The sequence below is a fragment of the Ruegeria sp. YS9 genome (assembly GCF_024628725.1).
Classification (GTDB): Bacteria; Pseudomonadota; Alphaproteobacteria; order Rhodobacterales; family Rhodobacteraceae; genus Ruegeria; species Ruegeria atlantica_C.
In genome coordinates, this window is record NZ_CP102409.1 from 351,141 (window position 1) to 376,573 (window position 25,433).

General features: G+C 57.2%; 22 protein-coding genes. 13 read left to right on the forward strand and 9 right to left on the reverse strand.

Annotated elements, in window-relative coordinates; genetic code table 11:
- Positions 1-32 precede the first annotated feature (32 nt).
- The 4 genes from NOR97_RS01860 to NOR97_RS01875 all read left to right on the forward strand — a co-directional run bounded on the left by NOR97_RS01860 (position 33) and on the right by NOR97_RS01875 (position 3,331).
- A complete protein-coding gene (locus NOR97_RS01860) occupies positions 33-1,214 on the forward strand; it encodes a phytanoyl-CoA dioxygenase family protein (protein WP_257600028.1) in 1,182 nt (393 codons plus the stop codon).
- A 48-nt stretch (positions 1,215-1,262) separates the two neighbouring features.
- A complete protein-coding gene (gene iolB / locus NOR97_RS01865) occupies positions 1,263-2,069 on the forward strand; it encodes a 5-deoxy-glucuronate isomerase (protein WP_257600029.1) in 807 nt (268 codons plus the stop codon).
- Positions 2,066-2,824 (forward strand): SDR family NAD(P)-dependent oxidoreductase, encoded by a 759-nt coding sequence (locus NOR97_RS01870; protein WP_257600030.1) that lies wholly within the window; start codon positions 2,066-2,068, stop codon positions 2,822-2,824. The genes iolB and NOR97_RS01870 overlap by 4 nt, the downstream gene beginning before the upstream one ends.
- Before the next feature lie 90 nt (positions 2,825-2,914).
- Positions 2,915-3,331 (forward strand): VOC family protein, encoded by a 417-nt coding sequence (locus tag NOR97_RS01875; RefSeq protein ID WP_257600031.1) that lies wholly within the window; start codon positions 2,915-2,917, stop codon positions 3,329-3,331.
- Positions 3,332-3,373: 42 nt separating this feature from the next.
- On the opposite strand, the gene NOR97_RS01880 is transcribed toward NOR97_RS01875, so the two are convergent.
- From NOR97_RS01880 to iolC, 3 genes are read right to left on the reverse strand one after another with little or no spacing between them, the layout of a single operon-like run.
- Positions 3,374-4,213, reverse strand: a complete 840-nt coding sequence (locus tag NOR97_RS01880) for a class II fructose-bisphosphate aldolase (protein ID WP_257600032.1) — start codon at positions 4,211-4,213, stop codon at positions 3,374-3,376.
- A complete protein-coding gene (locus NOR97_RS01885; protein ID WP_257600033.1) occupies positions 4,210-5,046 on the reverse strand; it encodes a 5-deoxy-glucuronate isomerase in 837 nt (278 codons plus the stop codon). Before NOR97_RS01885 ends, NOR97_RS01880 begins: the two co-directional genes overlap by 4 nt.
- Before the next feature lie 9 nt (positions 5,047-5,055).
- Complete coding sequence (iolC, locus tag NOR97_RS01890; protein WP_170347340.1) at positions 5,056-6,024, reverse strand: 5-dehydro-2-deoxygluconokinase; 969 nt, start codon at positions 6,022-6,024, stop codon at positions 5,056-5,058.
- A 124-nt stretch (positions 6,025-6,148) separates the two neighbouring features.
- Between iolC and NOR97_RS01895 the strand changes: the two genes are divergently transcribed.
- Together NOR97_RS01895 and NOR97_RS01900 are read left to right on the forward strand one after the other, a co-directional pair.
- Positions 6,149-7,252, forward strand: a complete 1,104-nt coding sequence (locus tag NOR97_RS01895) for a Gfo/Idh/MocA family protein (RefSeq protein ID WP_170347341.1) — start codon at positions 6,149-6,151, stop codon at positions 7,250-7,252.
- A gap of 37 nt (positions 7,253-7,289) precedes the next feature.
- Positions 7,290-8,423: a Gfo/Idh/MocA family protein gene (locus NOR97_RS01900; protein ID WP_257600034.1), complete on the forward strand. Its 1,134-nt coding sequence runs from the start codon at positions 7,290-7,292 to the stop codon at positions 8,421-8,423.
- On the opposite strand, the gene NOR97_RS01905 is transcribed toward NOR97_RS01900, so the two are convergent.
- Both NOR97_RS01905 and NOR97_RS01910 read right to left on the reverse strand, forming a co-directional pair.
- Positions 8,424-9,422 (reverse strand): LacI family DNA-binding transcriptional regulator, encoded by a 999-nt coding sequence (locus NOR97_RS01905; RefSeq protein ID WP_257600035.1) that lies wholly within the window; start codon positions 9,420-9,422, stop codon positions 8,424-8,426.
- A gap of 489 nt (positions 9,423-9,911) precedes the next feature.
- Positions 9,912-10,913: an AraC family transcriptional regulator gene (locus NOR97_RS01910; protein WP_257600036.1), complete on the reverse strand. Its 1,002-nt coding sequence runs from the start codon at positions 10,911-10,913 to the stop codon at positions 9,912-9,914.
- Positions 10,914-11,055: 142 nt separating this feature from the next.
- Here NOR97_RS01910 and NOR97_RS01915 point away from each other — a divergent pair, with 142 nt between their 5' ends.
- From NOR97_RS01915 to NOR97_RS01940, 6 genes are all read left to right on the forward strand, one after another.
- Positions 11,056-12,453, forward strand: a complete 1,398-nt coding sequence (locus tag NOR97_RS01915; RefSeq protein WP_257600037.1) for an amidohydrolase family protein — start codon at positions 11,056-11,058, stop codon at positions 12,451-12,453.
- 25 nt (positions 12,454-12,478) lie between these two features.
- The gene (locus NOR97_RS01920; RefSeq protein ID WP_257600038.1) at positions 12,479-13,243 is read left to right on the forward strand and encodes a DUF3299 domain-containing protein; all 765 of its coding nucleotides are present in this window, start codon (positions 12,479-12,481) and stop codon (positions 13,241-13,243) included.
- Complete coding sequence (locus NOR97_RS01925) at positions 13,240-14,418, forward strand: carbohydrate porin (RefSeq protein ID WP_257600039.1); 1,179 nt, start codon at positions 13,240-13,242, stop codon at positions 14,416-14,418. Before NOR97_RS01920 ends, NOR97_RS01925 begins: the two co-directional genes overlap by 4 nt.
- 50 nt (positions 14,419-14,468) lie before the next feature.
- On the forward strand, positions 14,469-15,710 hold the full coding sequence (locus NOR97_RS01930) for a dipeptidase (RefSeq protein WP_257600040.1): 1,242 nt from the start codon (positions 14,469-14,471) through the stop codon (positions 15,708-15,710).
- 394 nt (positions 15,711-16,104) lie between these two features.
- Positions 16,105-16,862 (forward strand): IS5 family transposase gene (locus NOR97_RS01935; protein ID WP_257599340.1). Its coding sequence is split into 2 segments (ribosomal slippage): positions 16,105-16,429 and positions 16,429-16,862, totalling 759 coding nucleotides; the frame shifts between segments, so codons are not numbered across the junction.
- Positions 16,863-17,005: 143 nt separating this feature from the next.
- Complete coding sequence (locus NOR97_RS01940) at positions 17,006-17,800, forward strand: hypothetical protein (RefSeq protein ID WP_257600041.1); 795 nt, start codon at positions 17,006-17,008, stop codon at positions 17,798-17,800.
- A 153-nt stretch (positions 17,801-17,953) separates the two neighbouring features.
- Here the strand turns inward: NOR97_RS01940 and NOR97_RS01945 are convergent, their stop codons facing one another.
- From NOR97_RS01945 to NOR97_RS01955, 3 genes are all read right to left on the reverse strand, one after another.
- Entirely contained in the window at positions 17,954-19,861 is a 1,908-nt protein-coding gene (locus tag NOR97_RS01945; RefSeq protein WP_257600042.1) for an NACHT domain-containing NTPase, read from the reverse strand.
- The gene (locus NOR97_RS01950; RefSeq protein WP_257600043.1) at positions 19,858-20,940 is read right to left on the reverse strand and encodes a hypothetical protein; all 1,083 of its coding nucleotides are present in this window, start codon (positions 20,938-20,940) and stop codon (positions 19,858-19,860) included. The genes NOR97_RS01945 and NOR97_RS01950 overlap by 4 nt, the downstream gene beginning before the upstream one ends.
- 358 nt (positions 20,941-21,298) lie before the next feature.
- Positions 21,299-21,739 carry a very short patch repair endonuclease gene (locus NOR97_RS01955; protein ID WP_257600044.1) on the reverse strand — a complete coding sequence of 147 codons (441 nt, stop codon included), beginning with the start codon at positions 21,737-21,739 and terminating at the stop codon, positions 21,299-21,301.
- An 84-nt stretch (positions 21,740-21,823) separates the two neighbouring features.
- On the opposite strand from NOR97_RS01955, the gene NOR97_RS01960 reads away from it, so the two are divergent.
- Positions 21,824-23,323 (forward strand): DNA cytosine methyltransferase, encoded by a 1,500-nt coding sequence (locus NOR97_RS01960; protein WP_257600045.1) that lies wholly within the window; start codon positions 21,824-21,826, stop codon positions 23,321-23,323.
- 7 nt (positions 23,324-23,330) lie between these two features.
- Here the strand turns inward: NOR97_RS01960 and NOR97_RS01965 are convergent, their stop codons facing one another.
- A complete protein-coding gene (locus NOR97_RS01965; RefSeq protein WP_257600046.1) occupies positions 23,331-25,430 on the reverse strand; it encodes an AIPR family protein in 2,100 nt (699 codons plus the stop codon).
- Between the last annotated feature and the right edge of the window lie 3 nt (positions 25,431-25,433).

The window sequence follows — 25,433 nt, forward strand, 5'->3', positions numbered from 1 at the left end:
CAACACCGAAGCCATGAAAGAGGAGAAAAATCATGGTAAATCAAGAACTCGGTTTCGTCGGCTATTTCGACCGGGAATCCTGTGATCTGGATGAATTCAAGGTGTTGACCTCTCAGTCTCTTTCCGCCGAGACGGTGCCTTTTGCCGCCTCGGTCGAAAAGAACGTGCCCGTCTATGATATGCAGGCACTGCGTTCCGGTTTGGAACAGCCTGATATGCGTAGGGCCTTGCTGGCGGAATGGGGCCGGGTGCTGGGCAGATCCGCCGGTGTGATCGCCTTGAAAGGGGCGTACCCGGATACGTCGATCATTGATCGGGCGACGGATGTGTTTCGTGAAATCATCGAAGAAGAACGCCAGGGTGGCGCCGGTGAGGGCGATCACTTTGCCGCGTCCGGCGCGAATGACCGGGTGTGGAACGCATTGCAGAAACAGTGCCTGCGCGACCCCGAGGGCTTTGCTCTCTATTTCGGGAACACGGCGATTGCGGCGGCCTGTGAAGCATGGCTTGGGCCGAACTATCAGGTGACTGCTCAGGTCAATCAGGTGCGCCCCGGTGGCAAGGCGCAACAGGCGCATCGGGACTATCACCTTGGATTTCAAAGCGCCGAAAGCGCGGCCCGGTATCCGGCACAGGCGCATCTGGTGACGGCCTCGCTGACCCTGCAAGGGGCGGTTGCCCATTGTGACATGCCGGTGGAAAGCGGGCCGACCAAGTTGTTGCCGTTCTCGCAGCTCTACCCGCCGGGCTATCTGGCGTTCCACGATGAAGCACACCGGGCGCATTTCGAAGACAGCTGTATCCAGTTGCCATTGGAAAAGGGTGACGCGGTGTTCTTCAATCCGGCGCTGTTCCATGCGGCGGGCGCGAACAGCAGCACCGACATCAATCGCATGGCAAACCTGCTGCAAATCTCATCTGCCTTCGGGCGCGCGATGGAGGCGGTGGATCGGCGGGCGATGTCTGTGGCGGTGTTCCCGTCTCTGATCGCCTTGAAACAGCGCGGGGCGCTGGACGCAGCGCAGTTGGAGGCCGCAATTGCGGCCACGGCTGAGGGCTATCCCTTCCCGACCAATCTGGACACGGACCCCCCGGTCGGGGGCAATGCGCCGGAAAGCCAGGCGGATATTCTGCGTCACGCGGTTGCGGAAGGGTGGACCCAGGCGCAGCTGGCCAAGTCCCTATCGGCCCGGAACCAAAGGCAAGCTGCCTGAATTCAACACAGGCGGGCGCTCGGGGCCCGCCCAAGAAGGAGAACAAGAATGGCAGACCTGCTGAAGAAACCGATTGGAACCCACGGCAAGGTACATGACATCACTCCGGCCAGCGCGGGATGGAAATACGTGGGCTTTGGGCTTTATCATCTAAAGGCAGGGGATCGCGCAAACGAAGTGACCGCGGATCGTGAGGTCATTCTGGTGATGGTCGAAGGCAAGGCGCGGATCACCGGGGCCGGCCAGGATTGGGGGGTTATGGGTGACCGGATGAACGTCTTTGAAAAGACGCCGCCACATTGCCTGTATTTGCCAAACGAAACGGAATGGGATGCAGTGGCCGAGACCGATTGTGTCATCGCAGTGTGTTCAGCGCCCGGCAAAGGCGGTCATCAGGCGCGCCGCATCGGCCCGGATGGCATTACGCTGACTGAACGCGGCAAGGGCGTGAACACGCGCTATATCAACAACATCGCCATGGAGAATGAGGACTACGCCGACAGCCTGCTGGTGACCGAAGTGTTCACGCCGAATGGCCATTGGTCGTCCTATCCCAGTCACCGCCACGACGAGGATGACTATCCCCGCATCACATATCTGGAAGAGACCTACTACCACCGCCTGAACCCGTCGAACGGATTTGGGATCCAGCGGGTTTACACCGATGACGGCCAGTTGGATGAGACGATGGCGGTATCCGATGGCGACGTTGTGACCGTCCCGCGTGGCCATCACCCTTGCGGTGCACCCTATGGGTTTGAGATGTATTACCTGAACGTCATGGCCGGGCCGCTTCGGAAATGGAGATTCGTTCCAGCCCCCGAGGTCGAATGGATCATGGAGCGTGACGGATGAGCCATACTTTTGCCAATTACCCAAGCCTTGCAGGAAAAACGGTTTTCATCACCGGAGGCGCCGGCGGAATTGGCGCGGAAACCGTTCGGGCCTTTGCCGAACAGGGGGCAAAGGTCGGGTTTTTGGACCTCAACGCCGATGCCGGGCTTGCTTTGCTTTCCGAGCTGGACGGAGAGCATGCATTCGCCCAATGCGATCTGCGCGACATTGACGAGATGAACGCCGCAATAGGGCAATTGGTGGAAGAATTGGGCGACGCGGATGTTCTGGTGAACAATGCGGCCCGGGATGACCGGCACGACTGGCGCGAGGTAACGCCTGACTATTGGGATGAGCGCATGGCGACCAATATCCGCCACATGTTCTTTGCCATTCAGTCGGTGGCACCGGGAATGATCGCCAAGGGCGCAGGGTCGATCATCAATATCGGGTCGAATTCGTGGTGGGAGGCCGGTGCGGGTTTCCCTGCCTATGCCACCGCGAAATCGGCGGTGCATGGCCTGACCCGCACCATGGCGCGCGAGCTGGGCGATCACCGGATCCGGGTCAACACGGTCGTGCCCGGCTGGATCATGACCCAGCGCCAGAAAGACCTGTGGGTCACGCCCGAGGCGCTGGCCAAACAGATCGACCGCCAATGCCTGCCCGACCCGATCGACCCGGTCTATGTGGCGCGGATGGTGCTGTTTCTGGCCTCGGATGACGCGGCCATGTGCAGCGCGGGGAATTTCATGGTCGAGGGCGGCTCGATCTGACGGCCTTGGGGTCTTCCCCGTCCGGAATCGACGTGCGCCGATGCGCTGGTGCCGGTTGACGGATCGACACCCGGCAAGGGAAGATGCGGCATGATTGCCTATGTCACGGTCGGCGCGGACGACATCGCGCGCGCAAAACGGTTCTATTGCGCCTTTCTGCCGGATCTCGGCTATGCGCTGGAGGAAGGCCCAGAAGGGCTGAGTTTCGCCCTGCCGGTGCCGCCGGACCAGCGGCCGGTTCTGCCGGAATTCTATGTCAAGCCACCGTTTGACGGGGCTGCGGCCTCGGCCGGGAATGGTGCGATGGTCGCCTTCGAGGCGCGCAATCAGCAGCAGGTGCGCGACCTGCACGCCGCCGCGCTGCGCGCCGGCGGGTCGGACGAGGGCCAGCCGGGCTTTCGCGCCATGTACGGGCCGCGTTTCTATGTCAGCTATCTGCGGGACCCACAGGGCAACAAGATCGCCCTGTTTTCCAGCAATCCCAATGATCCGGGGCGCGACGACTAGAAGCCGCCTACGTGTTTTGCAGAACGGCTCAGGCCGGGACGGTCAGCGCTGCGGCGGCGCACCAAAGGCGCGGATCACGGTGCGGGCGGCAGCCACGACCGGATCGTGGGTTTCCTTCAGGATCGTCACCCGGTCGAACCGGTCGGGGTCGCGGTTCACGGCCGCGCGCAGGGCGGTGCCGAAGGCCATGCGCAGCTCGGTCCCGATGTTGAACTTGCAGATGGAGGTCTCGCGCGCCAGCCGCGCGCGCTGTTCCACGGGCACGCCCGATCCGCCATGGATCACCAGCGGCACGTTGGTCACGGCCTGAATCCGGCGGATGCGGTCCTCGTCCAGCCCGCCTTCCTTGTTTTGCTGAAGGTGGACGTTTCCGACCGAGATCGCCATCGCATCCACGCCGGTCTGGGTGGCGAAGGTCGCTGCCTCTTCCGGGTCGGTCCCGGCCGAGCCTTCACCACCGGAATAGCCGACGAAGCCGATCTCGCCCTCGCACGAGATCCCGGCGGCATGGGCCATTTCGGCAATCGCGGCGGTTTCGTCGATATTCTGCTGCAAGGGCTTGCGCGATCCGTCGAACATCAGCGAGGTAAACCCGCTGTCCAGCGCGATCTTGCACTCCTCGAACGTATATCCGTGGTCCAGATGCGCCACGACGGGCACCGAGGCGTTTTCGGTGAGATACCGGAACATCTTGCCCAGAACGGGCAGCGGCGTGTGCTCACGGCAGCTGGGGCCGGCTTGCAGGATCACCGGGGCATTCTCGGCCTCGGCCGCGGCGACATAGGCGCGCATGTCCTCCCAGCCCAGCGTTACCAGGCCGCCGACGGCATAGCCCTGTTCATAGGCCGGTTGCAGGACGTCTTTGAGCGTAGCGAGGGTCATTTGAATTTGGCGATCATGTCTTTGATGCCCGGGATCGTTTCGATCTGATAGGCATGGGTGGGTTGGAAGTACTGCACCAGCGACCGCTGGGTCAGCCCGCCGAGAATGGTGAAGTAATACATCTCGTATCCCGGCAGCACGCAGCAGGGGTGATACCCCTTGTCGATGCAGATCGTCGAGCCATCGACGATGTGATAGGCATCGCCCGGTTCGTTGTCCTCGCGTTGCAGCATCTGTAGGCCCGAGCCCCAGTTGGGTTTGAAACGGAAATTGTAGGTTTCGTCATGCCGGGTCTCGTCCGACAGGCGGTTGGTGTCGTGCTTGTGGCTGGGAAAGCCCGACCAGCCGCCCTGACCCACGGTGAACAGCTCACTCACCAACAGGCGACCGACCTTGTCATGCTGTTTCTGGCCCAGGATATGCTTGATCTTGCGATGGGTCTTGGTGTCGTCGCTGCCATATTGCACCAGGTCATGCTCGCGCACGTCGAACGGGTCCAGCACCTTGTCGTATTTGGCGCCGGCCACGAACACCTCGGCCGTGTCCGAGACGCAGACCATCTGCGCCCTGGCCCCCGACGGAACATAGGCGCCTTCGGGCTCGCCATCCCAGACATCTTCGCCGCGGTTGCCCAGATGGGCAAAGCGCACGCCCTCGACCTCCACGTCGACGCTGCCGGTGGCGGGCACGATGCAGGTCTCGTATCCCGGGACCTGGTATTCAAAGGCTTCGCCCCGCTTCAACTTGACGATGTTGAAATAGTTCAGCGGCACGGTCGGGTCATCGACATCGACGATGGGTTTGTTCTGGTTGTCGTAGGGCGCGATATGCATGGGGTTCTCCTATGTGGCCGGGCCGGGATGAGAAGCGAGGAACGCGTCCAGTTCCGGGGTCGTCGGCATGGCGGGCGCGCAACCGGGATGCGACACCACGATCGACGCGCAGGCCGAACCGCGCATGACTGCGTCTTTCAGATCGTGCCCCGCTGCGATCGAGGCCAGCAGACCGGCCATGAAACTGTCGCCGGCCCCGTTGGGTTTGACAGCCGTAACCGGGTAAATACCGGTTCGCAGCTCTTGCCCGTCCACCAACGTGACAGCGCCTTTTTCACCCATCTTGTAGATGACGATCCGACCGGGTTTTTCAGCAAGTTCCCGGGCCTTGGCAAACCCCTTTTCGATGCCGCCGGCCATGAACCCGAACTCTTCGTCATTGCCGACGATCAGGTCGCTGGCGTCACCTGCCCGCGACAGAACTTCGGCAGCCACCTCGGCCGAGGGCCAGCTGTAGGGGCGGTAATCGATATCGAAGATGATCGGCAGACCTGCGTTCCGGGCGTTCTCGAATGCCCGGAATGTGGCGCTGCGCGACGGTTCGGACGCAAAGACCGTTCCAGCCGAGATGATTGCCGAGAAAGACGGATAATCGACCCTGTCCATGTCCTCTTCGGTGACCTGGAAATCAACGGCCCCGTTGCGATAGATCACATTCTGAAAATCCTCGGTCCGGCTTTCGTACACCGCCAGAGACATGCGGTATTCGCCGCCCAAAACGCGGATATAGGATGTGCCCACGCCGTAATGCCGCAACCGGTTCAGACAGAACCGTCCGATCGCATCATCCGAGACGGACGTGATCAGCGACGCCTCACTGCCCAACTTGACCAACCCGGCACAAATATTGGCGGAAGACCCGCCAAGATCGGCATGGAAAGTGTCGGCATCCTCGCTTCTGACGCCGATCGGGTCGGCGTACAGGTCCATACCTGCGCGACCCAGAACGGCGAAGCGGTTTCCTTTGATACCATCCATCAAAGCGCTCAAGTTTTGTCCTCCGGCAGAGTGGGGTCGGCAAAGTTTGGACCTTGCGTTGAATCGATTCACACGATACTGATTTTGCAACCGGTTGCAAATGATATGTTCGGAGCCGTTACAGATGCCTGAAATCGGAATTGGAATCGTCGGCGGCGGCTATATGGGCAAGGCCCATTCCGTAGCCATGTCTGCGGTCGGTGCGGTGTTCAACACGGCATTGCGACCCCGGCTCGAGGTCATTTGTGCCTCCAGCCCCGAAAGCGCTGAACGTTACAGGACAGCCTACGGGTACAAACGCGCGACCCACGACTGGCGTGTATTGGTTGAGGACCCACAGGTCGAGGCAATCGTCATCGCCTCGCCTCAATCCACGCATCGTCAGATTGCCGAAGCGGCTTTTGCACTGGGCAAACCGGTTCTGTGTGAAAAGCCATTGGGCGCGTCGCTTGCGGACAGTCAGGCTATGGTTGCTGCTGCCGAGGCTTCGGGTGCGGTCAACATGGTGGGGTTCAACTATATTCGCACGCCCGCAAGCCAATTCGCCCGGCAGCTGATCGCCGACGGAGAGATTGGGGATGTCACTTGGTTCCGGGGGGAGCACACCGAAGATTTCTATGCCGACCCACGCGCTCCGGCGACCTGGCGCACGACGGGCATGGCCAATGGCACAATCGGAGATCTGGCACCGCACATGGTCAACGGTGCGTTGGCACTGGTTGGACCCATCGCACAGGTGATGGCGGATGTTGAAACGGTTCACAAAACCCGACCTGGTGGTGAGGTGACAAACGACGACCACGCCCAGATGATGTGCCGGTTCGAAAACGGGGTTATGGGCAACCTGTATTTCAGCCGCGTCGCGACGGGGCGAAAAATGGGCTATGCTTATGAAATATCGGGAACAAAGGGCGCGATCCGCTTCGATCAGGAAGACCAGAACGCGCTGTGGCTGTATAAGCGGGAAGGGCCCGAAGCCACGCGCGGGTTTGCCAAGATCCTGACCGGCCCGGCGCATCCGGATTACGAGCCCTTCTGTCAGGGCCCGGGCCATGGAACGGGCTATCAGGACCAGATCATTATCGAGGCCAAAGACTTTCTTCAGGCCATCCACACCGGAAAAGCCACCTGGCCCACCTTTCGCGACGGGCATGAGGTCAACCGCGTGCTTGCTGCCGCCCTGGCGTCGTCAGAGCAGCGGCAGTGGAAAGACATCCGCGATTTCTGATCGCTCAACCTAAAAGTTCTAATGAGAGACAATGACCATGGCTAAGTTGAGATGGGGCATGATCGGTGGTGGTGAAGGCAGCCAGATTGGCCCCGCGCACCGCTTGGGGGCACAGGCTGACGGGCTGTTTGAATTTGCCGCTGGCGCGCTGGATCACCGGCCCGAAGCGGGCCGGGAATACGCGCAGCGATTGGGCGTTGCGGCCGATCGCGCCTATGGCGACTGGCAAGAGATGCTGGCAGGCGAGAAAAACCGTGAAGACCGGGTTGACCTGGTGACCATCGCCACACCCAACTCGACCCATTTCGAGATTGCCAAGGCGTATCTTGAAGCAGGCTTCAATGTCCTGTGCGAAAAGCCGATGACCATGACCGTGGAAGAGGGTGAGGAAATAGTCCGCGTCGCCGAAGCTTCGGGTAAGATCTGCGCGGTGAACTACTGCTATTCGGCCTATCCCATGGTGCGTCAGGCCCGCGCGATGGTGCGCGCGGGCGAAATCGGACAGGTGCGTCTTGTGGTGACCAATTTCAGCCATGGCCACCACGGGGATGCCACCGATGCGGACAATCCGCGTGTGCGGTGGCGCTATGATCCTGCGATGGCAGGCGTTTCCGGGCAGTTTGCCGATTGCGGTATCCATGCCCTGCATATGGCCAGTTTTATCTGCGATGATGAGGTGAAGACGCTTTCGGCCGATATGGCCTCAACGATCGCAAGCCGGGAATTGGAAGACGATGCAATGATCAACTTCCGTATGGAAGGCGGCACGGTCGGGCGTCTTTGGACATCTTCTGTGGCGATCGGGCGCCAGCATGGTTTTGACATACAGGTCTTTGGCGAAACCGGCGGTTTGCGCTGGGCGTCAGAGCAACCCAACCAGTTGATCTATACCCCGGTCGGTGGGCGCACCCAGATCATCGAAAAGGGCGAGGGCGGCCTGCATGACGACGCCATGCGTCTGTCTCGGGTCGCCATCGCGCACCCCGAAGGCTTCCCGCTGGCCGTTGCCAATATCTATTGCGATCTGGCGGATGCGATCCGCGGTGAAAGCCGGGATGGGCTGCCCAACGCGGCGGATGGCGTGCGATCGATCGCCGCGGTCCACGCGGCTGTTGCGTCGGGCAAAGCAGATGGTGCCTGGCAGGACGCGCGCCCGCCGATGTTCCGCTGATCAGGGGCGGGGCCGCAACGTGCCCCGCTCGACCACCCGGCAGGGGAAAATCCGCGCCTCGGGGTAGCGGTCGGGCGTTTTCAGCATCTCTTCCACCAGATCGACCGACGAGGTGATGATCTGCTTGATCGGCTGATGGATGGTCGTCAGGTTGATATATTCCCAGCGCGACATCTCCATGTCGTTCAGGCCGATGATCCCGATGTCAGAACCCGGTTTCAGCCCGTGATCAGCCAGCGCCGACAGCGCCCCGATCGAAAGGATGTCGTCGCCGCAGAAATAGGCCTGCGCCGGGTCACCGGCCAGCAGGCGCAACATCTCGGCCCGCCCCGCTTCGAAGGAATAAGCCCCGGCGAAGGAGTGGCTGACCGGAATATGCGGATGGTTGGCCATTTCTTCGATAAAGCCCCGCTGCCGGTCCAGCGACGAGGTCGCATCGACCGGCCCGCCCATATAGCCCACGCTGGCATAGCCCCGCGCGACCAGCTCGCGCGCGGCCATGCGCCCGCATTCCACATTGTCGATCCCGACCACATGCACCTCGGGCGAGGTCGCCGACCGTCCGAACGTATGCACCACCGGCACACCCGCGTCGTGGAACGCCTTGGCAAAGCTGGGCGGCAGGGTTGACGAGGCGACGATCACCGCATCCACCGAGTACTGCCGCAGCATGCGCACGGAATTGGCGGGCTCGGTCTCGTCGGTCAGGTTCACGATCAGCGGGCGCAGGCCGCGTTCCTGCAAGGCACGTGTAAACTGGTCGAAGACTTCCAGGAAAATCGGGTTGTGAAAGTTGTTCGAAATCAATCCGATCAGCTTGGTGCGCCCGGTCGTCAGAGACGAAGCCAGAGCATTGGGGCTGTAGCCAAGCTCACGGGCCGCCTTTTCAACCTTGCTGCGCGTTTTTGCGGAAACCGAGGCACCTTCGGTAAAGGTGCGCGACACGGCAGAGCGTGAAACGCCGGCCAAGGCGGCCACGTCTTTCAGGGTCACACTCACGCTGCGGGACTCCGATTACAGCGAGGCAGGAAAGCAGGTAAGTTTGGCATTGCCCGAGCATTATGCATCATCGACCTGAACTTGCAACCGGTTGCAACCCTGCTTCGGCGGTTCAACCCTGTTTGAGTGTCGAGACTTTGAAGGCAAAAAGGAAGGTAATGAGACACTCGAACTCCTGACATCTTCAGTATAACCGAAGCGCATTTTCCAATCCGCAGATGCACCAAGACGCCGTCTTGCATTGCCACCAAGCGCACAAGTTCCCAGAGATGCCTGGTGTTGTCAGCGATTTGAAGTTGCACAAACTGCGGGACGGTTCAAGGGCATATCCTTTCTTGCCGTTTTCAAGGTCACGTTCGATCAAGCCAAAACAGGCATGCGTCGCCAAAAGGGCCATGGGGCAATTGCTTTTTCAACCCTTGCCATCCCTTGGTGGACAAACATGAGGGAAGCAGTGGAACGCCAATCCGCCCATTCGCAGCGCAGTTCCTATCCAAGGCGGAATTTGGTTGGCGTCACTCCGGTCTGGCTTCGAAAAAATCGAGTGAAGTGGGACTTGTCGGAATAGCCAAGCATGAGGCCGATCTCGGCAACTGTCTTTTTGCTGTCTCTGAGGTACTCCTTGGCGACATCGACCCGCAGCCGCCTCAGTTCTCGGGGAAGTGTTGTCTGATGATTGTGAAGTGCTTTCAGGAACCGCTCGGGCTGGATACCCAGCAATCCGGCCACAACCTCCGGCCCCAGTTCTGACTCGTCCAGTTTTCCACGCAGGACAGAGCGCAAAGCGGCCACCACGGTTACGTCTTCATTGTGCCGGGTCGTGGTTTTCGGCGCTTCGGGATCCTTTGCCGCATGGTGCAAAAACAACCATTCCACGGGAAAACTGATCTTCATTCCGGGGTTGGTTCCAAGGCCGACTTCGATACCCTTGTAGTCGAGAGGCAAGCCAAGGATGTATCTGCTTTCCCATCGCACTCGGGACGGATCCCACGCATTTCCCACCATGCTTTGCAACAGGCGCACATAGATGGCAGCCCCAAACCCGGTAACCTGAACCGGCGGAACGTTGGGTTCCTGTTGCCGCTCGATCCGATAGATCGCTTTGTCAGCTTCCACGACAAGGCTGTGCCGCACGGCGTTTGACTCTTGTGGCACAAGCCTGACGAACCGGGCAAAAAACTCGAACAGCGTGTTCGAGGATTGCAGCGACCGGGCGAATGGCGGCCATCCTTGCAGGTCAAACGTCTCTCCTACATTCAGACCAATGTATCGATCCCCTGACAATTCGGAGAAGGCATTCAACAGACCATAGACCAGTTCTGAGTGGACATAGACAGATGGGTCGGACAGCAGGTCGGCCTTCAAGCCGACCTGATCCAAGGCCGGTTGCGGATTGATCCTGCGGTCGGTGAGATATTGCAGAAAAGGGGCGGCCAGCGCGAGGCGGATAAAGCCTTCGCTATGCGCTTCAGAAGTAGAACCGAGTGGCACGCCCGTCACCCTTGTTTGAACCAATGGTTTCGTTCAGTGGCCCTTTTTACGGCCACATTCGCACATGTTAGTCCAAAAGTGGCAACCCGCCCAAGAGTTTTCGGGCTACACTTGGCAAAACGTGAATGTGAAGGGAGAACCTATGACCAGCATGCGAATGTCCCTTGGCCCGGCGGTAATGGTTGCGGCAGCTTTTGGTTTTTCGGCGGCTGCGCTGGCTCAGGATCAAGAAGATCCTCAAACGCTGTTCACCAATGTACACGTCTTTGATGGCGTGAATGAACAGCGTATCGAGAATACCAATGTTCTGGTCGAGGGCAACCTGATCAAGACTGTTTCAACCGAAGCGGTCGACGCGCCCAATGCCGTTGTGATTGACGGCGGAGGGCGGACGTTGAGCCCGGGCTTTGTCGAGACCCACGCCCATTTGATGCTGATGGGGCCCACTCTGCCCGCGATGGAAGCCAACGTGACATGGGAAGACTTTGCCATTCATGGCGCACGAATGGCTGAAATGTACCTGATGCAGGGGTTCACCACGGTCAGGGATGCAGGTGGGGCCAATGGCGGGCTGCGCCGGGCAATTGAGGCGGGGCAAATCGACGGCCCGCGTTTCTTTCCGTCAGGTGCGTTCATCGGTACGCGAGGTGGTCACGCTGACTTTGCCAATTTTACTGCACCGCCGGGCTCAGAGACCAACATGAGCCGCCTGAACATGGCGCAGGAAGTCAGCGGCGTGGATGACGTTTACAGGTTTGCTCGCAACAATTTCCGAATGGGTGCGACACAGTTGAAATTCATGCAATCCGGGGGCGTCGTCTCGGCCTTCGACCCCTGGCAATTGCTGGCCGGATCTCCCGAGGAAATCAGAGCCGCCGTGCAAGTGGCAAATGAGTATGGCAGTTATGTCATGGCGCATTCTTATCGCAAGGAAGCAATCCTCGCAGCGCTCGACGCAGGTGTGATGTCGATCGAACATGGATTCTCGTTCGACTGTGACATTGCCCGGGTCATGAACGAAAAAGGGGCCTACATTACCACCAACCTGACGGCCTTCGACCCCGGATTGCTGGACATTCCGGCGGTGGCAAACGTGCCGTCGAGCCTGGCCAAGGCACAATCCGCCTCGGCCACATTTGCAGGCTATATCGACAATATGAAGGAATGCCCGGTGAAACGGGGATTCCAGACCGATTGTGTTGGTTCAGTCGAGGCTTGCAATATCCAGATTGCCTATGAGAAACACCTGAACAATGAGTTTTTCGGGCCCTATCAGTCGATGGTTACTCTGACGTCGATCGGCGGCGAGATCGTGGCGCTGTCCGGCGATTTCATGAACCCGTATACGGCCGGAAAACTGGGTGTGATCGAGGAAGGGGCCTATGCTGATATCCTGCTGATCGACGGAAACCCGCTTGCAGACTTTTCCGTCGTTGGAACCGGGGATCAATGGTTTGGCGCCGAAACGAGGCCGGAAAGCCCGGAAACGATCCGACTGATTATGAAGGACGGTGTGATATACAAGAACACGCTGGAGTGACCCCAAAAACGGTTGGAGAGATTTCATGGTCCCTTGGTTTTGCGCCGCAGTTTTCGCTGGCTTGGTCCTGAGCGGTCATTCCGCAATGGCAGCGCCCCATGCGACGCTTGACTGGTCTGACCTTCCGGACCCGTCCGTGCAGGTGTTTGATGACCCCTATCGTGATCTCAGCCCTGAACAGTTTGACGATGTCCTTTTCGTCGTGCGCTTGCGCGGCAGGTTGCAGCAGGATGTCGGCAGCGTCGAGGAAAGACAGAAATGGCAAGAGCTTCTGACCGAGACCGAAGACGCCTTGGCCGAGGGTGGCGTTGATGTCGATTGGCTGCTCGATCAGCGCGAGGATGTGAAAGAGCGGCGAAAAAAGGCAGGAACAAGGGGAAATCCGCGATTCAATGGCCAGACGGTTACATTGACGGGCTTTGCCATTCCCGCGCCGAACGATCCGGACGGGCGAGCAGTGGCGTATTTGGTACCAGAACGCGGGATGTGCAGCCACATGCCTCCGCCTCCGCCCAATCAGATGATCCGGGTGCGGTTGAACGGCGACTGGGCCCCCAGTTACTTCCATGAACCTGTTCGGCTCACTGGTACGCTGACGATTGAACCCTCGGTTCAGAACATAATGGTCGTGGATGGGCCTGTGCCGATGAATGCGACCTTCAAATTGGAGACGGACAGCGTTGAAACGCTGGAAACAAAGGCCGACGGTCTGGAATGGAGGCAGCGTGCAGCCGATCGCGTCCGAGCTGCCGGCAATCGCAAAACCGGCGGCGCAAAGGCGTCGGAATGATAGGGCGCCTTGTTGCCGCATTGAGTATTGCCTGCGCGGGTATGGCGTCTGCCCAGGGGTTGTCCGGGCCTTCTTCGGTCGAGGCCGAGCTGAAACCTGGCGATGGCCTGACCGATCCGCAATACCGTTCCGAGTTTCCGCGCAATATCGCGCCGGGTTGGTTTCGGTGGAAAGACCGGCTGGCCGAGGGCGGGTTTCGTTTCAACGTGGATTACCTGGCGTTGGGCCAATCCACGAACGCTGATTTGGGAACTGGCGAAGCCGCAGGTGGAATCGCTCGCGTCTACGGCAGTTGGCAGGCAACCGAGCGGGGTTCTCTGACATTCAAAATCGAAGATCGGCACGGATACACCGATGTTGCCCCGCAATTCCTCGGGCTGGACGGAGGCGCATTGTCGATCACCGGGACTGCCTTCAACGACAACGGTTTGCTGCTGACCAACCTGTTCTGGACCCAAAGGGCCGAGAACGGCGCGTGGACGCTGCAAGTCGGCCAGATTGATGTGACGGACTTTGTGGATATCTATGGGTTGGTCAGCCCCTACAGCGGGTTCCAAAACCTGTCGTTCAACACCAACCCGACAATCAACACGCCCAACCAGGGAATTGGCATTGCCGGTGGGATAAAGCTGAACGAAAACTTCTATGCCGTTGCCAGCGTTGCAGACGCAAACGCCGATCCGTCTGATCCAAGTCTTGACGTGTTCAGCGATGGCAATCTCTTCAAATCGTTTGAAATTGGCTACACGTCGGGCTTTGATCGCATCTATTTCGACAATATCCACCTGACCCTCTGGCATGCGGATGCGGCCGACGATGGCAGCCGTGCAGAAGATTACGGGGGTGTGTTTTCCGCGGCATGGTTTGTCGACAACAAATGGATGCCGTTCTTTCGGGCAGGGGCGTCGAAAGGCACGGCAGCGCTGTATGATCGTTCGGTTTCTGTCGGGTTGGGCTATTACGGTCGAAACACAGATCTGGCCGGCTTGGGTTTGAACTGGGCCGAGGCAAGAAACATCGACGGCGATCAGTTCACGCTGGAAGCATTCTATCGCTTTTCGATCTCACCCGGGCTGCAAATCACGCCGTCGCTACAGTTCATCTCCAATCCGCTGCTGAACCCCAATCAGGATAGCATCACGCTGTTCAGCCTGCGAACCCGGATCGTTTTTTGATGCGGCTCGAAAGCTGCAACTCACACGAAGCCAATTTGGGAGGCTCAGTCATGAAAACTATGTTGGCCGCAAGCGCCATTGCAATCGTATTCGGTGCCGCCCTGCACGCGAGCGAGGAAAGCAAGACATGGGATGCGTCAGATAAGGCGAAGCAATTTGTGAAGGACACAATCGTGCTTGGCATGTTGGCCAGTCCCTACGGCACCGGGTGGACTGAAGACGAACAGCTGCACATTTACTTCGCGCGCGCTCGGGACAACGGCATAACAGGTCACGAGATGACGCTGGCCGCAGCGGATATGTCTTTTGAGACCTTTCTTGATCAGCACTACCACTTCCGGTCGGCGATGGCGCAGCAGCCGGAAAACTACCTGATCGTGAACGAAACCCGTGATATCGAGACCGCCCATATTCAAGGCAAGACGGCCGTCATCTGGAACAGCCAAACTGCCACAATCCTGAACGGCGACCTCAAGAAGATGGCCTTGCTAAAGGATATGGGGATCAAGAGTATGATCCTGGCCTACAACGATATCTTCCGCACCGGGTCGGGACAGTTGGCAGCCTATAACGGGCGCGACATCGGTCTGACACCTTGGGGGAAGTCGGTCATCGATGAAATGGTGCGGTTCGGTATCCTGCTTGACCTGAGCCACACCGGATCCAAAACAGCCAACGACGCCATGGACTACATGGACGAGAACTATCCGGGCGTGCCCTACGTCTACACCCACTCAGTCCCCGCCGGCCTTTACGCGAACGAACCCGGTGCGACGCCACGCGGGTGTTATCGGGCCATTCCCGACGACGAGGCCCTGCGTGCGGCCAAATCGGGGGGGTACATTTCTCCCACATTCACCGAATGGATGATGGACGGCGTTTGGCCTGAAGATATCTCACCCAAACAGGCCGCTGACATGATTGATTATTATGTCCAGCTTGTCGGAGTGGACCACGTCGGGATCGCAACGGATGATATGTTCTCGACCGAGCTTGTCGTGCAGTTCGCCACTGAAAACGCAAGCATGTATGATGATGGCGGTTATATGATCGACGCCTTCAACAAGGGGGCCACCGGTAACGGTGAACTGGCCAAGATACTTGCGGCAATCACCGATGATCTTTGGGCGCGCGGCTATTCCGATGAAGACCTCGAAAAGATCTATGGCGGCAACAAGATGCGGGTTTACGCGCAAGTGTGGGAAGGCAAGCCCCCCGAACGATTTCTGAAAGAACACCCCCCGCGCCTGCGTCTCAGACAGGAACTGAGAGAAGGGTTCTATTCGCGATAGATGTCCAGGACCGGCCTCAATGATGATTGGCCCCGGATACGGAACAGCGCAGAAATTTTTGGGGAAAGGATGGTGGGTGATGAGAGACTCGAACTCCCGACAAAGTATTATAAAGCAATGGGTTATATGTCGTATTGTAACTGTGTAACCGACTTTAGAATGGCCCAAACTACCAAACGTAAGCCTAGGCTTTCAACAGTCCCTCATTGTGGGTCAGAGCACGACATCTTATTCCGAGCCCAACCCTCTGGGCGTAAGTGTTTCCCGCGCGAAGATCAAACAGTCATCCTGGTCCGATCTGGTAGATGGTCGATCTTCGAAGGCGGCCTAGGGTCAGGACGCATTGATTTCCCGCGCATGACGTGATTCACGGCCCCAAAAACGGAGCGGTGATATGAGCGACCTTTACTGGCTGAGCGATGAGCAGATGGCCAAGCTTACCCCTTTTTTCCCGAAGTCGCACGGCAAGCCACGTGTCGATGACAAGCGCGTCCTGAGTGGGATTATCTTCATCAATCGCAATGGTTTGCGCTGGCGTGACGCTCCTGCCGCCTATGGTCCGCACAAGACGCTCTACAGCCGCTGGAAGCGCTGGAGCGAGAAAGGCATCTTTGCGCGGATGATGGCGGGTCTGGCCGCCGAACACGGCGAACAGAAGACCGTGATGATCGACGCGACCTACCTCAAGGCCCATCGAACAGCGACCAGTCTGGCCGCGAAAAAGGGGGGCGTGGGCGCCTGATCGGTCGAACCAAAGGCGGCATGAACACCAAACTGCACGCCATCTGCGATAGCCAAGGCCGCCCACTCAACCTGTTCGTCACCGCCGGTCAGGTCAGCGACTACATCGGTGCGCGGGCGTTGCTCAGCAGCCTGCCAAAGGTCGACTGGCTGCTCGGGGATCGCGGTTACGATGCCGATTGGTTCCGGGAAGCGTTGCAAGACAAAGGGATACGCGCCTGCATCCCTGGACGAAAGCAGCGCAAGAAAGCCGTCAGATACGATAAGCGTCGATACAAACGCCGAAACCGGATCGAGATCATGTTCGGCAGGCTGAAGGATTGGCGGCGCGTGGCAACCCGCTACGACCGTTGCCCAAAGGTCTTCCTCTCTGCCATCGCTCTGGCCGCGCTCGTCATCTACTGGTTATGAATCCTGACCCTAAGTACCTGCGAGATATTAAGACCACTTTTACGTGTTCGTCAGTCTGTCTCACCACTTTGCTTGCCCATCAAATCCAAGCGAACGACAAGGGCACTGCCGACTTCGCCGATACGCCTAGTGCACTCAGAACGATGTTTGAGCGTCTTGATACTTGGTTGCAGGTCAGGCCTGTAAAACCTAAGGTATCCAGCCCGTTCAGCAATGAAGATTTTGCCGTTTGCTGGACCGACGACCAATATTCGAATTTTCGAGACAAGGTGAACAAATATCGCGCCTGGATCGACGACGCCTTTGAGGAAACCGACAGAAACAAGAGTATATCAAAGTGGCGGCGTGTGTTTGGAGATGACTTCGGCAAGATAGAAGGCGAACAGCAGGCAAAATCTGTCACGGCGAAAGCGGTTGATCATCTTCGCGAAGACGTAAGAGCCTTACCCGCTACGGCAATAGGCTTTGTTGGCGACGTTGTCGACTTAGTGAAACAGTATGGCGCACGAGCGATACCCTGCACGCTCTCGAATCTTCCATATCTTTCACAACCAACTTGGCGGGCAGTAGGAAACCATCTGTTTTCGGCGTATCTTACGGCAACACTACACCGTTCGCGCGGGGGCGCAACCGTCTGTGACGTGAGCAGCGGCGACGTTGTTGCCAAGAAAATGAAATTGAAATTCACTGCGAGACTTGCCACTGGAATGCCCCTCAATGGGCAGGACTATAGGATCGAGTGGCGCGTCACAAACACCGGGGAAGAAGCCCTTGCAAAAGGCCAGCTTCGCGGATCGTTCGTCGGTTCCAATTCTGGTGGTGATCGTTGGGAAAACCTCGAATTTCGTGGAGTTCATTTCGTCGAGGCATTTGTCATACGAAAGCGTGACGGTATTCAGGTTAGCCGAAGTGATCCCTTCTATGTAGTGATCGAATAGCTGAGGAAAGGTAGGACCAGTTCAGGAGTTCACGCGCTATTGCTAGTCACAGTTGTCGACTAATGTGGCCAACTTCAGAAATTCGGGCTGTGAGCGAAGCATGGGCGAGTGTCGCTCAACGGCAGCACTGGGCCGCCCGCGAAGACGGCCCAGTCAGGCTAGTCTCTCAAAATGTATCTGCAAATTGGCCAACTGGATTACCGGCACTGCACCCGTAGGAGAAAGAAGGATGAGCCGCGCAACTTCGGCAAAGCTCGAGTGGCGAGGGGAAATCTCTTCAAGTTTTTCGAGCAAGTGCCGTCCCGCACTAGTATCTCTGAGGTAACTGAGGTGTGTAACAGTCTTAGCCAATATCAAAACCGATTGCTCATCGAGGGACCGGCAATCTAACTCAGCCCCAAAATCGGTTTCAAAGAAATCAGGGAGATTGGAACCATCGACCATCATCTCCTCAGTTAGTCCATCAACAATCTTGATGAGTTCCAACTTACTCAGCCCATCATGCGAAAGTATCGAAGAGACCATCCGATCAACTGATTTTATCGCATCCGAAGAGCTACGACTTTGAGAAAGTGCGAAAAACTCTGGATCTTGGCAGAGCTGTCCAACCTGTCGCCAAACATCGACCCAGTTTCCGTCTCGCCCGTGCAAATTCAGTTCTTCCCCTAGACCACTGGCGCGTTCGACCAGGTAACTTGCACAAAAAAAATCTTGAAAATATCGATGGCTAAATGCCCAAGTGTCTGGGTTAAGCTCCTGAATAATACCAGTTCGGTCAGTTATTTCTTGCAGAATTGCGCGCGCGCCAAGGGTCTCGCTGTCAAATGGCAATATGCCCTCCAACAGCTCGGCTTCGAATTGAGCACCTTGTACGGACTGTAATCTATAAGCAAGCCTTCCCAGTGTGGATTGGATAGACTCTACCGAGATGTTTGTGTCGCGATCTATACCTCTCCGAGCATCCCACCTTTCGATTAGCTGGGCTACCAACTCTCGACACAACACACCAATGTTAAATGGAAGAGAACCGCGAAGCCGAAACATGCCAAGCGCAAGACTTAGAGAAAACGGGTTTTTCAAAAACTCACGCAAGTCGGGATTCGCGTCAAGTACACGAGTAAATCTCCTAGCGGAGTTTGGGTCTTCGAGAACTAACTGGCAATACTCGTTTACCTGAGCTCGACTGAACGGATGTAGTTTTGCCTTTTTGAACGTACCCCAGAGGCCGTAATCAAGTGACTTTAGTTGCCTTGATGTCACTATCGTACTTGAAGACGGACGGCTCTCCAAAAAACCTTCCAACCAGCTTCCGAATGCTGACCTATCTCTTACGTTGAGCTCATCCAGCCCGTCAAAAACAAAGAGGGTCTTTCCATCTGCCCCCATGTTAACAACATGGTTCCTGCCTGCTTGCTCCTCCTCTGAGACCAGCCACGTCTCGAACTCATTTGATTTATGAGCAAAATCTCTAAGCTGAAAATAGAATACTAATGGAGGGTCTGCCTTTCGCCGTTTTCGTCTACCCTCATTTAAGTATACTTGTGTCAGATAACGTACAAAGCTGGTCTTTCCCGCTCCTGGTTGTCCCACCAGCAAAATTCTGGAGTCTCTTCTGATCGTACTCGGATGAGTGATTGTTGATTGAGATTCATCATCCCACTCAACTACAGGTGCAATATATTTCGATGGTAGATCAATCTGGTAATTATGAAAAAAGACATCGGAGTTTCGTGACCGTACTAGCCATTTGGAGACCCAATCAGCGTCAGGAAGCGTGTCATCTGAGCCACGTTTCGGGCTGTTTTCGTCAATCGGACGAAAGTCCTCGTCCAACATGATGTAGTGACTAAAGACTTTCTCATTCTTGGGTACATGAACTCTGCAATTTTTGAATTCTGTCCCATCGATGGATACGGTTGATGTCTCCGTATCGAACTCCCGAACAATCTCTTCCTCAAACTGCTCCAAAAAGTTTTCGTCGCGCCAATCTCTGATATCAACATCTTCCGTCCGCGCGCGATACTTGCCATTGCCTTCGACGAGTGGGACGTAAATTTTCATGAGCCGCCTCCAAATTCGTCTTCTTTATGCTGGATAAACGTGTCCCAAATTTCTCCAAAACCTGTTTCGAATATGAGCGTCTTTGACTCCCAAAACAGCGCTCCTCTTTCCTCTTTCGGCACTTTACCTAGAATAGACCGATAGAACAGGTTCCAAATCTCGTCAGGTTTGCAGCCGTCCATCATGGGTTGGTAAATTTCTCGAATTGTATTGATGCAGTCTTCCGTGGGAGAGTACGTCCGATGCATAAATTTGAACATTCGCATGGCAATATGAGCCTTACGATTGACAGGGTGACTCAGGCTTGGGTCATTTACAACGTTTAGGATTTTCTTCTTGGCGTCTTCTATTCCGTGTCCGCAAGGATCGACATAGACGGCATTGAGAGGATCATAATAAACAGCGTTACATGAAAAATCTCGAAGACGATGATCATAGTCTAGATCGGCACCAAATTGGGCATCGTTGGTGCCCGGAGCCTGCAGAAAGAAGTTCTTAACATCTATTAGCGTACCCTTTCGTGCCTTCCGAACGCCAGCATTCCGTCCAATGCTCATAAATCCGTTTTTCTCATGCCTAGACCATCCGCCAGGCCCAAACATTGCCTCAGCGATTGATGACAGAATGTAGAACGGAATAGTAGAAACTAGGTCGACGTCGTTGGCTTGATCACCATTAAGTACGTCTCTGACTGAACCGCCAACCAAGAAAACTTCATAACCTCTCTGCCAGATTTCCTCAATTAGATCAATATACTTAGGCCCAGGTTCGATGTGCTTGTTGAGTAGCAGATCAAGCTTGTGTTTCTCTTCGCTACTCGCCTGCTGGATAACCGTTTGGCTGGAGCATCGAGTATAGCAACCTGCCAGCCTTTCGCCCGGGTTTGCGGGTCGCACACTGAAGACGTCATTCAGAGGGACCGTGCTGCCGGATTCACTGTTTTTTACGATCGGTTGATCGTAGATGTCGTAACCATGAAAAGTCCCGGAGTACTTTATTTCTCCACGGTAGTACACGACGTCTTCACCGGGGCGCGGTGTTAAACTCGGTGGAATCGCTCGTTGAAAACTATCTGTCAATTTGGCGTTGCCTTAATGTGCGTAGAAAAATTGGTGCTCGATAACCTCGCTGGTTAAAGATAACGAGACATTCTCCAAGGGACAATGATCGATGTGTGTTGGTGTCGGAACCGCGACAAGAGCATCTACCTTGCTCGAACTTGCTTGGGACCGCTGCCTGTGCTGGCTTTACAGGTAGAACTAAAGACACTAGGCAAATCGTCTTCGATCCGGAAACCCGACCAAGGTGAGCCGTCGCATATGCAACGAATGTCGGCAATCAAAGATTGCGGCGCAACATCGAGGGCGATCCATAAACGGCAGTAAAGGGCCGTCCTCGCGTGAACAACGAGGGCCTGAATTTAGGTCGTTGACTTGATCAAAACTCGCCGTGATGTTCGCCGCTCCATCGAATGAAGTCCGCCAGCGCGCGTGTGAGCTGTCCATCGACGTCCGATTCCACCGTACATTCCCATACGACGAGCGTCCGCCAACCCAGATCATGCAGTTGCTGAATGGCCTCGGCGTCCCGGCGCATGTTGGCTGCAAACTTTTCATGCCAGAACGCGACATTTGACTTTGGGGTGGCAGCTTTCGGGCATCCGGTATGCCGATGCCAAAAACAACCGTGAACGAAAATGGCAGTACGCCACTTCGGCAGCACGATGTCAGGGGACCCAGGAAGCCTCCGGACATTCAAACGAAACCGGAAGCCTTGCGCATGCAATGCCTTGCGCAACAGGGTTTCAGGTCTCGTATTGGTGCCGCGAATGCGCGACATCATCCGTGAACGGGTCTTACGATCAACTGTATCGGCCATTTGCTCAACATAATGCCCGCGGACCGGATTTCGACCTGGAACATCTGCGGAAACCTGGTAGAACCTCCGCAGTAGAGGAAGGACATGCCAAAAGAATTCGCCATCATTGACCTTTTTGCCGGTCCTGGAGGTCTGGGCGAGGGATTTTCTCAGGCTGGGCGCGACCCCGGCGCACCGATGAAGATCAAGCTGTCGGTTGAGATGGACGACCACGCGATTCAGACGCTCCAGTTGCGAGCTTTTCTTCGGTCCTTCGACGAGTTTCCGCAAGAATACCATGATGCTCTGAATTGCGGTTCGCAGCTGCCCGATTGGGCCGACCTGTATCCAGTCAACTGGAGGCTCGCGACGGAAGAAGCTCGGCGACGTGTTTTGGGGGAGCCCGGCGTTTTCGAGGAACTTGCGGTCGAACTTGATCAAGCTCGCGAAAACCATCACGGCAACACGATCCTGATCGGCGGTCCGCCCTGCCAAGCCTATTCACTGGTCGGGCGAGCCCGAAACAAAGGCAAGGCTGGATACGTGCCCGAGGACGACCACAGGCATTTTCTCTACCGTGAATACGTACGCATTCTGGACAGGCTTCGCCCGGCGGCATTCGTCATGGAAAACGTCAAGGGAATGCTGTCAAGCAAGGTGGATGGAGGCGGCATCTTCAGCAGGGTTCTAGATGATCTTGAGTCCGCCGGAGACGGCTACCACCTACTACCTCTGTCCAAACCCGCCCCTTCGGACGGATCGCGAGCTGCAGCCCGGGACTTCCTGATCAGAGCCGAGGACCACGGTGTTCCGCAGGCGCGGCACCGAGTGATTATTCTCGGAGTTCGGAGCGATCTCGCCAAGGGAATCGAACTCGAAGGGCCCATCCCCATCCTCGGCAGCCCACAGGCCCCCGTGACGGTGGCTGAAGTCCTGCGCGATCTGCCCCGATTAAGAAGTGGGCTGAGCCGCGGCGACGATGCTGATGAGTGGCAGGCTGCCGTGCAGGATCAAGCTTTCGCCATCGCCGCTTTGGACGCGGCGCCTGAGGAGGTTCGCAAAATCGCTCACGCCATGGCCAGAGCCAACAGATTACCCCGACTCCGCACCGGCACCCGGCGAAAACGCTCCTGTGAATTGCCGGCCCATCTTGCGGATTGGTTGTTGGACGATCGGCTTAAGGTCGTTCTCCAGCACGAGACCAGGGGGCACATTCCGGACGATCTGGGACGCTATCTTTTTTCGTCGGCATTTACCCGGGCGTTTGGCAGGTCCCCGAAGCTTGCGGAGTTTCCCGAGTTTTTGCAGCCGGCGCACCGAAATCGGGGGTCCGGCGATTTTGCCGACCGCTTCCGGACGCAATGCGCGGATCGGCCGTCGACAACCGTCACCAGCCACATTTCCAAGGATGGCCACTATTTCATCCACCCCGATACCATACAGTGTCGATCGCTGACCGTCCGCGAAGCCGCGCGTCTGCAGATGTTCCCGGACAACTACTTGTTCTGCGGTCCGCGCACCAAACAGTACCATCAGGTCGGCAACGCGGTTCCTCCCTATCTGGCATTTCAGATCGCAAAAGCGGTGCGGCGGCTGCTGGGCTGACGGCAGGCTATTGCGCCGCAGCAGCCTCGGATTCCCTGAACCCGTTTTCCATCAATTTGTTCAGAACCTCGATCGCGAACTGAGACTGTTTTTCCGTCGGTATTCTCGTCGGCATCTTCGAGCAGACGTCCAGCACTCCGTATTCCGATGGTGACAACAGCTTGTTGGAGCGCCCCCAAGTCTTGGCCTGTGCCCAGAACTGTCCACCGAGTTCAAAGACACGGGTCTGAGCCTCGACGCTTTTCGTCAGGTTCTCGTCATCCGAGACGTCGTCATCTTCCGACTTGGCCTCTTCCGGCTCAATCAGAATATCCCCGAACTCCTCCGGGTAGGACAGTTCACGCTTGCGGAAGGCTTCCCAGCAGGCCTGCTTCTTCGCCCACTCGCTCATGTTCCGAATGCCCTCAGGCGGGTTGGTGATCGCCTCCTGCGCCTCGGCGGCTGCGACAAGCAGCGCACCCTCCAGAGTTGCGGGAGCGTCCTGCGACCGCCAGACCCGGCTCAGATCGACCACTAGGTCCCGCTCGGCCGCGTCACGTGCGACCTTGGCGATGGCATAGGTCACGATGTTGGCACGGTAACCTCCTTCGTACCAGTCCTGGGCCGACACCAGCTTTTCCATTTTGCGGAAGATGATCGCCTTGGAAATCAAATGGCGATACCAGGCCTCGTTGATGCGCGCACCATTCTTGCCCCACACCTTTTCGATAGTCTTGGCAAAGTCAGCAAAGTTCTTCTGCGCACCCAACGAAACCATGTGGGGCTTGCCGCTCCAAGTGTTTTCGAATTTGGCGAGGTCTGTCTTGGTGAAGAACTGGCGCCGTGGAAACTCGGCGTCCCACTTCTTCCGCTCCGCAGGGGTTTTCTTGCTGCGCTCGTCTGCGTACTGGCCCCGGGCCCGTTCGTAGAACCATTTGGTTTCGCGGTACCCGTTGATGCCGACCGGCGCCAGGATTTTCCGCGAAAGCTCCTCGATCTTGATGTGGAAGGGGTGGTTGGCGAAGAAATCCGCCGCATTTACCTTGTTCTGGCTGTTGGCGAATTCCGAGATGCGCGGAACGACGGTATCCGACAAGATCGGTGGAACGACGCTCAATTTCATCTGGACGAAGATGTCTTTCAGACCCTCGCCGGCCAGTTTCCGCGCTGCGTGAATTGACGCTGTCGTCTGCCCGCCGTTCACAATCTGAAGGTTGTCGGCCTTGGTGATGACCAGTCCTTCTTCGGTCGGTGCCAGCTCAACACTTTCAGCAGTTGCAGCCAGACCGTTGTTGTAGGCCAGGAACATGTGGGGCTCTTCCAAGATGGTCTTTCGGATTCCCTTGTTCACGTTGCCCCGGGCCTGCAGAAAGCTGCGAACGTTGGATTCCAGCAGGCGCGCACCCCACTTGTCGTAGATGGCAGCCAGCTGGGAGCCTGGTATGACCGCGATGTAGCTTTCCAGTGCGGCATCCGACCCTGAGGCTTTCAGAACCGGGATGCCACCGCCAAAATCCTCGGCGAAGTCGATCGTCAGGTCGGCCCGCGCCTTGCCCTGCTCGACAAAGGCCTGCAGGCGCTTGAGATCCCAGACGTTGTACGTGACCGGCTTGTCATCGATGTTGCCGGCCGGCATGGCGTCAACCTTGGCCCTGTTGTCCGAGTTCGTGACGAAGATCAGCTTGATCTTCTCGATGCCGTTCCAGCGGGTGTTGATTAGATCGGCTAGACCCGCTCCGAGGCTGGTTTCTTCCAAACTCTCTCTGAACGCCTCGCGCCGGGCGTGGCGGAGAAATTCGACCAGTTTGTTGAACTGAGCTTTCAGATCAGCCCCACGCGTCAACCGTACTTCAGGCGTAATCTGAAAATCACACAGGATTAGCGACAGGACACCATCGCTTTCCGCGGGATCGCCTCCGTATCCGCTGACTTGCAGGTGGACTACGCGCCGTCCTTGTTGTTCGCTTCCCTGAAAATAGGCATAGTCGCACTGATCGATCTCGCCTGCTTCGGTCAGGATTTCGCCGACTTTCTCGAAAAACGCTTCCTGAGTGTACAGGCCCAACGCATCCGCGTCGCCTTGGATGTCTGCGATGAAACTCTGGTGGAAATCTGCAAGATCCGACATTCG

Bases quoted from the DNA above. Each gene is read 5' to 3' on its own strand.
- NOR97_RS01940 (WP_257600041.1), top strand. From the start codon at position 17,006: ATGTTTGAGCGTCTTGATACTTGGTTGCAGGTCAGGCCTGTAAAACCT.
- NOR97_RS01895 (WP_170347341.1), top strand. From the start codon at position 6,149: ATGCCTGAAATCGGAATTGGAATCGTCGGCGGCGGCTATATGGGCAAG.
- NOR97_RS01875 (WP_257600031.1), top strand. From the start codon at position 2,915: ATGATTGCCTATGTCACGGTCGGCGCGGACGACATCGCGCGCGCAAAA.
- NOR97_RS01860 (WP_257600028.1), top strand. From the start codon at position 33: ATGGTAAATCAAGAACTCGGTTTCGTCGGCTATTTCGACCGGGAATCC.
- NOR97_RS01955 (WP_257600044.1), bottom strand. From the start codon at position 21,739: ATGGCCGATACAGTTGATCGTAAGACCCGTTCACGGATGATGTCGCGC.
- iolB (WP_257600029.1), top strand. From the start codon at position 1,263: ATGGCAGACCTGCTGAAGAAACCGATTGGAACCCACGGCAAGGTACAT.
- NOR97_RS01960 (WP_257600045.1), top strand. From the start codon at position 21,824: ATGCCAAAAGAATTCGCCATCATTGACCTTTTTGCCGGTCCTGGAGGT.
- NOR97_RS01925 (WP_257600039.1), top strand. From the start codon at position 13,240: ATGATAGGGCGCCTTGTTGCCGCATTGAGTATTGCCTGCGCGGGTATG.
- NOR97_RS01915 (WP_257600037.1), top strand. From the start codon at position 11,056: ATGACCAGCATGCGAATGTCCCTTGGCCCGGCGGTAATGGTTGCGGCA.
- NOR97_RS01945 (WP_257600042.1), bottom strand. From the start codon at position 19,861: ATGAAAATTTACGTCCCACTCGTCGAAGGCAATGGCAAGTATCGCGCG.
- NOR97_RS01920 (WP_257600038.1), top strand. From the start codon at position 12,479: ATGGTCCCTTGGTTTTGCGCCGCAGTTTTCGCTGGCTTGGTCCTGAGC.
- NOR97_RS01880 (WP_257600032.1), bottom strand. From the start codon at position 4,213: ATGACCCTCGCTACGCTCAAAGACGTCCTGCAACCGGCCTATGAACAG.
- NOR97_RS01870 (WP_257600030.1), top strand. From the start codon at position 2,066: ATGAGCCATACTTTTGCCAATTACCCAAGCCTTGCAGGAAAAACGGTT.
- NOR97_RS01965 (WP_257600046.1), bottom strand. From the start codon at position 25,430: ATGTCGGATCTTGCAGATTTCCACCAGAGTTTCATCGCAGACATCCAA.
- NOR97_RS01885 (WP_257600033.1), bottom strand. From the start codon at position 5,046: ATGCATATCGCGCCCTACGACAACCAGAACAAACCCATCGTCGATGTC.
- iolC (WP_170347340.1), bottom strand. From the start codon at position 6,024: ATGGATGGTATCAAAGGAAACCGCTTCGCCGTTCTGGGTCGCGCAGGT.
- NOR97_RS01900 (WP_257600034.1), top strand. From the start codon at position 7,290: ATGGCTAAGTTGAGATGGGGCATGATCGGTGGTGGTGAAGGCAGCCAG.
- NOR97_RS01930 (WP_257600040.1), top strand. From the start codon at position 14,469: ATGAAAACTATGTTGGCCGCAAGCGCCATTGCAATCGTATTCGGTGCC.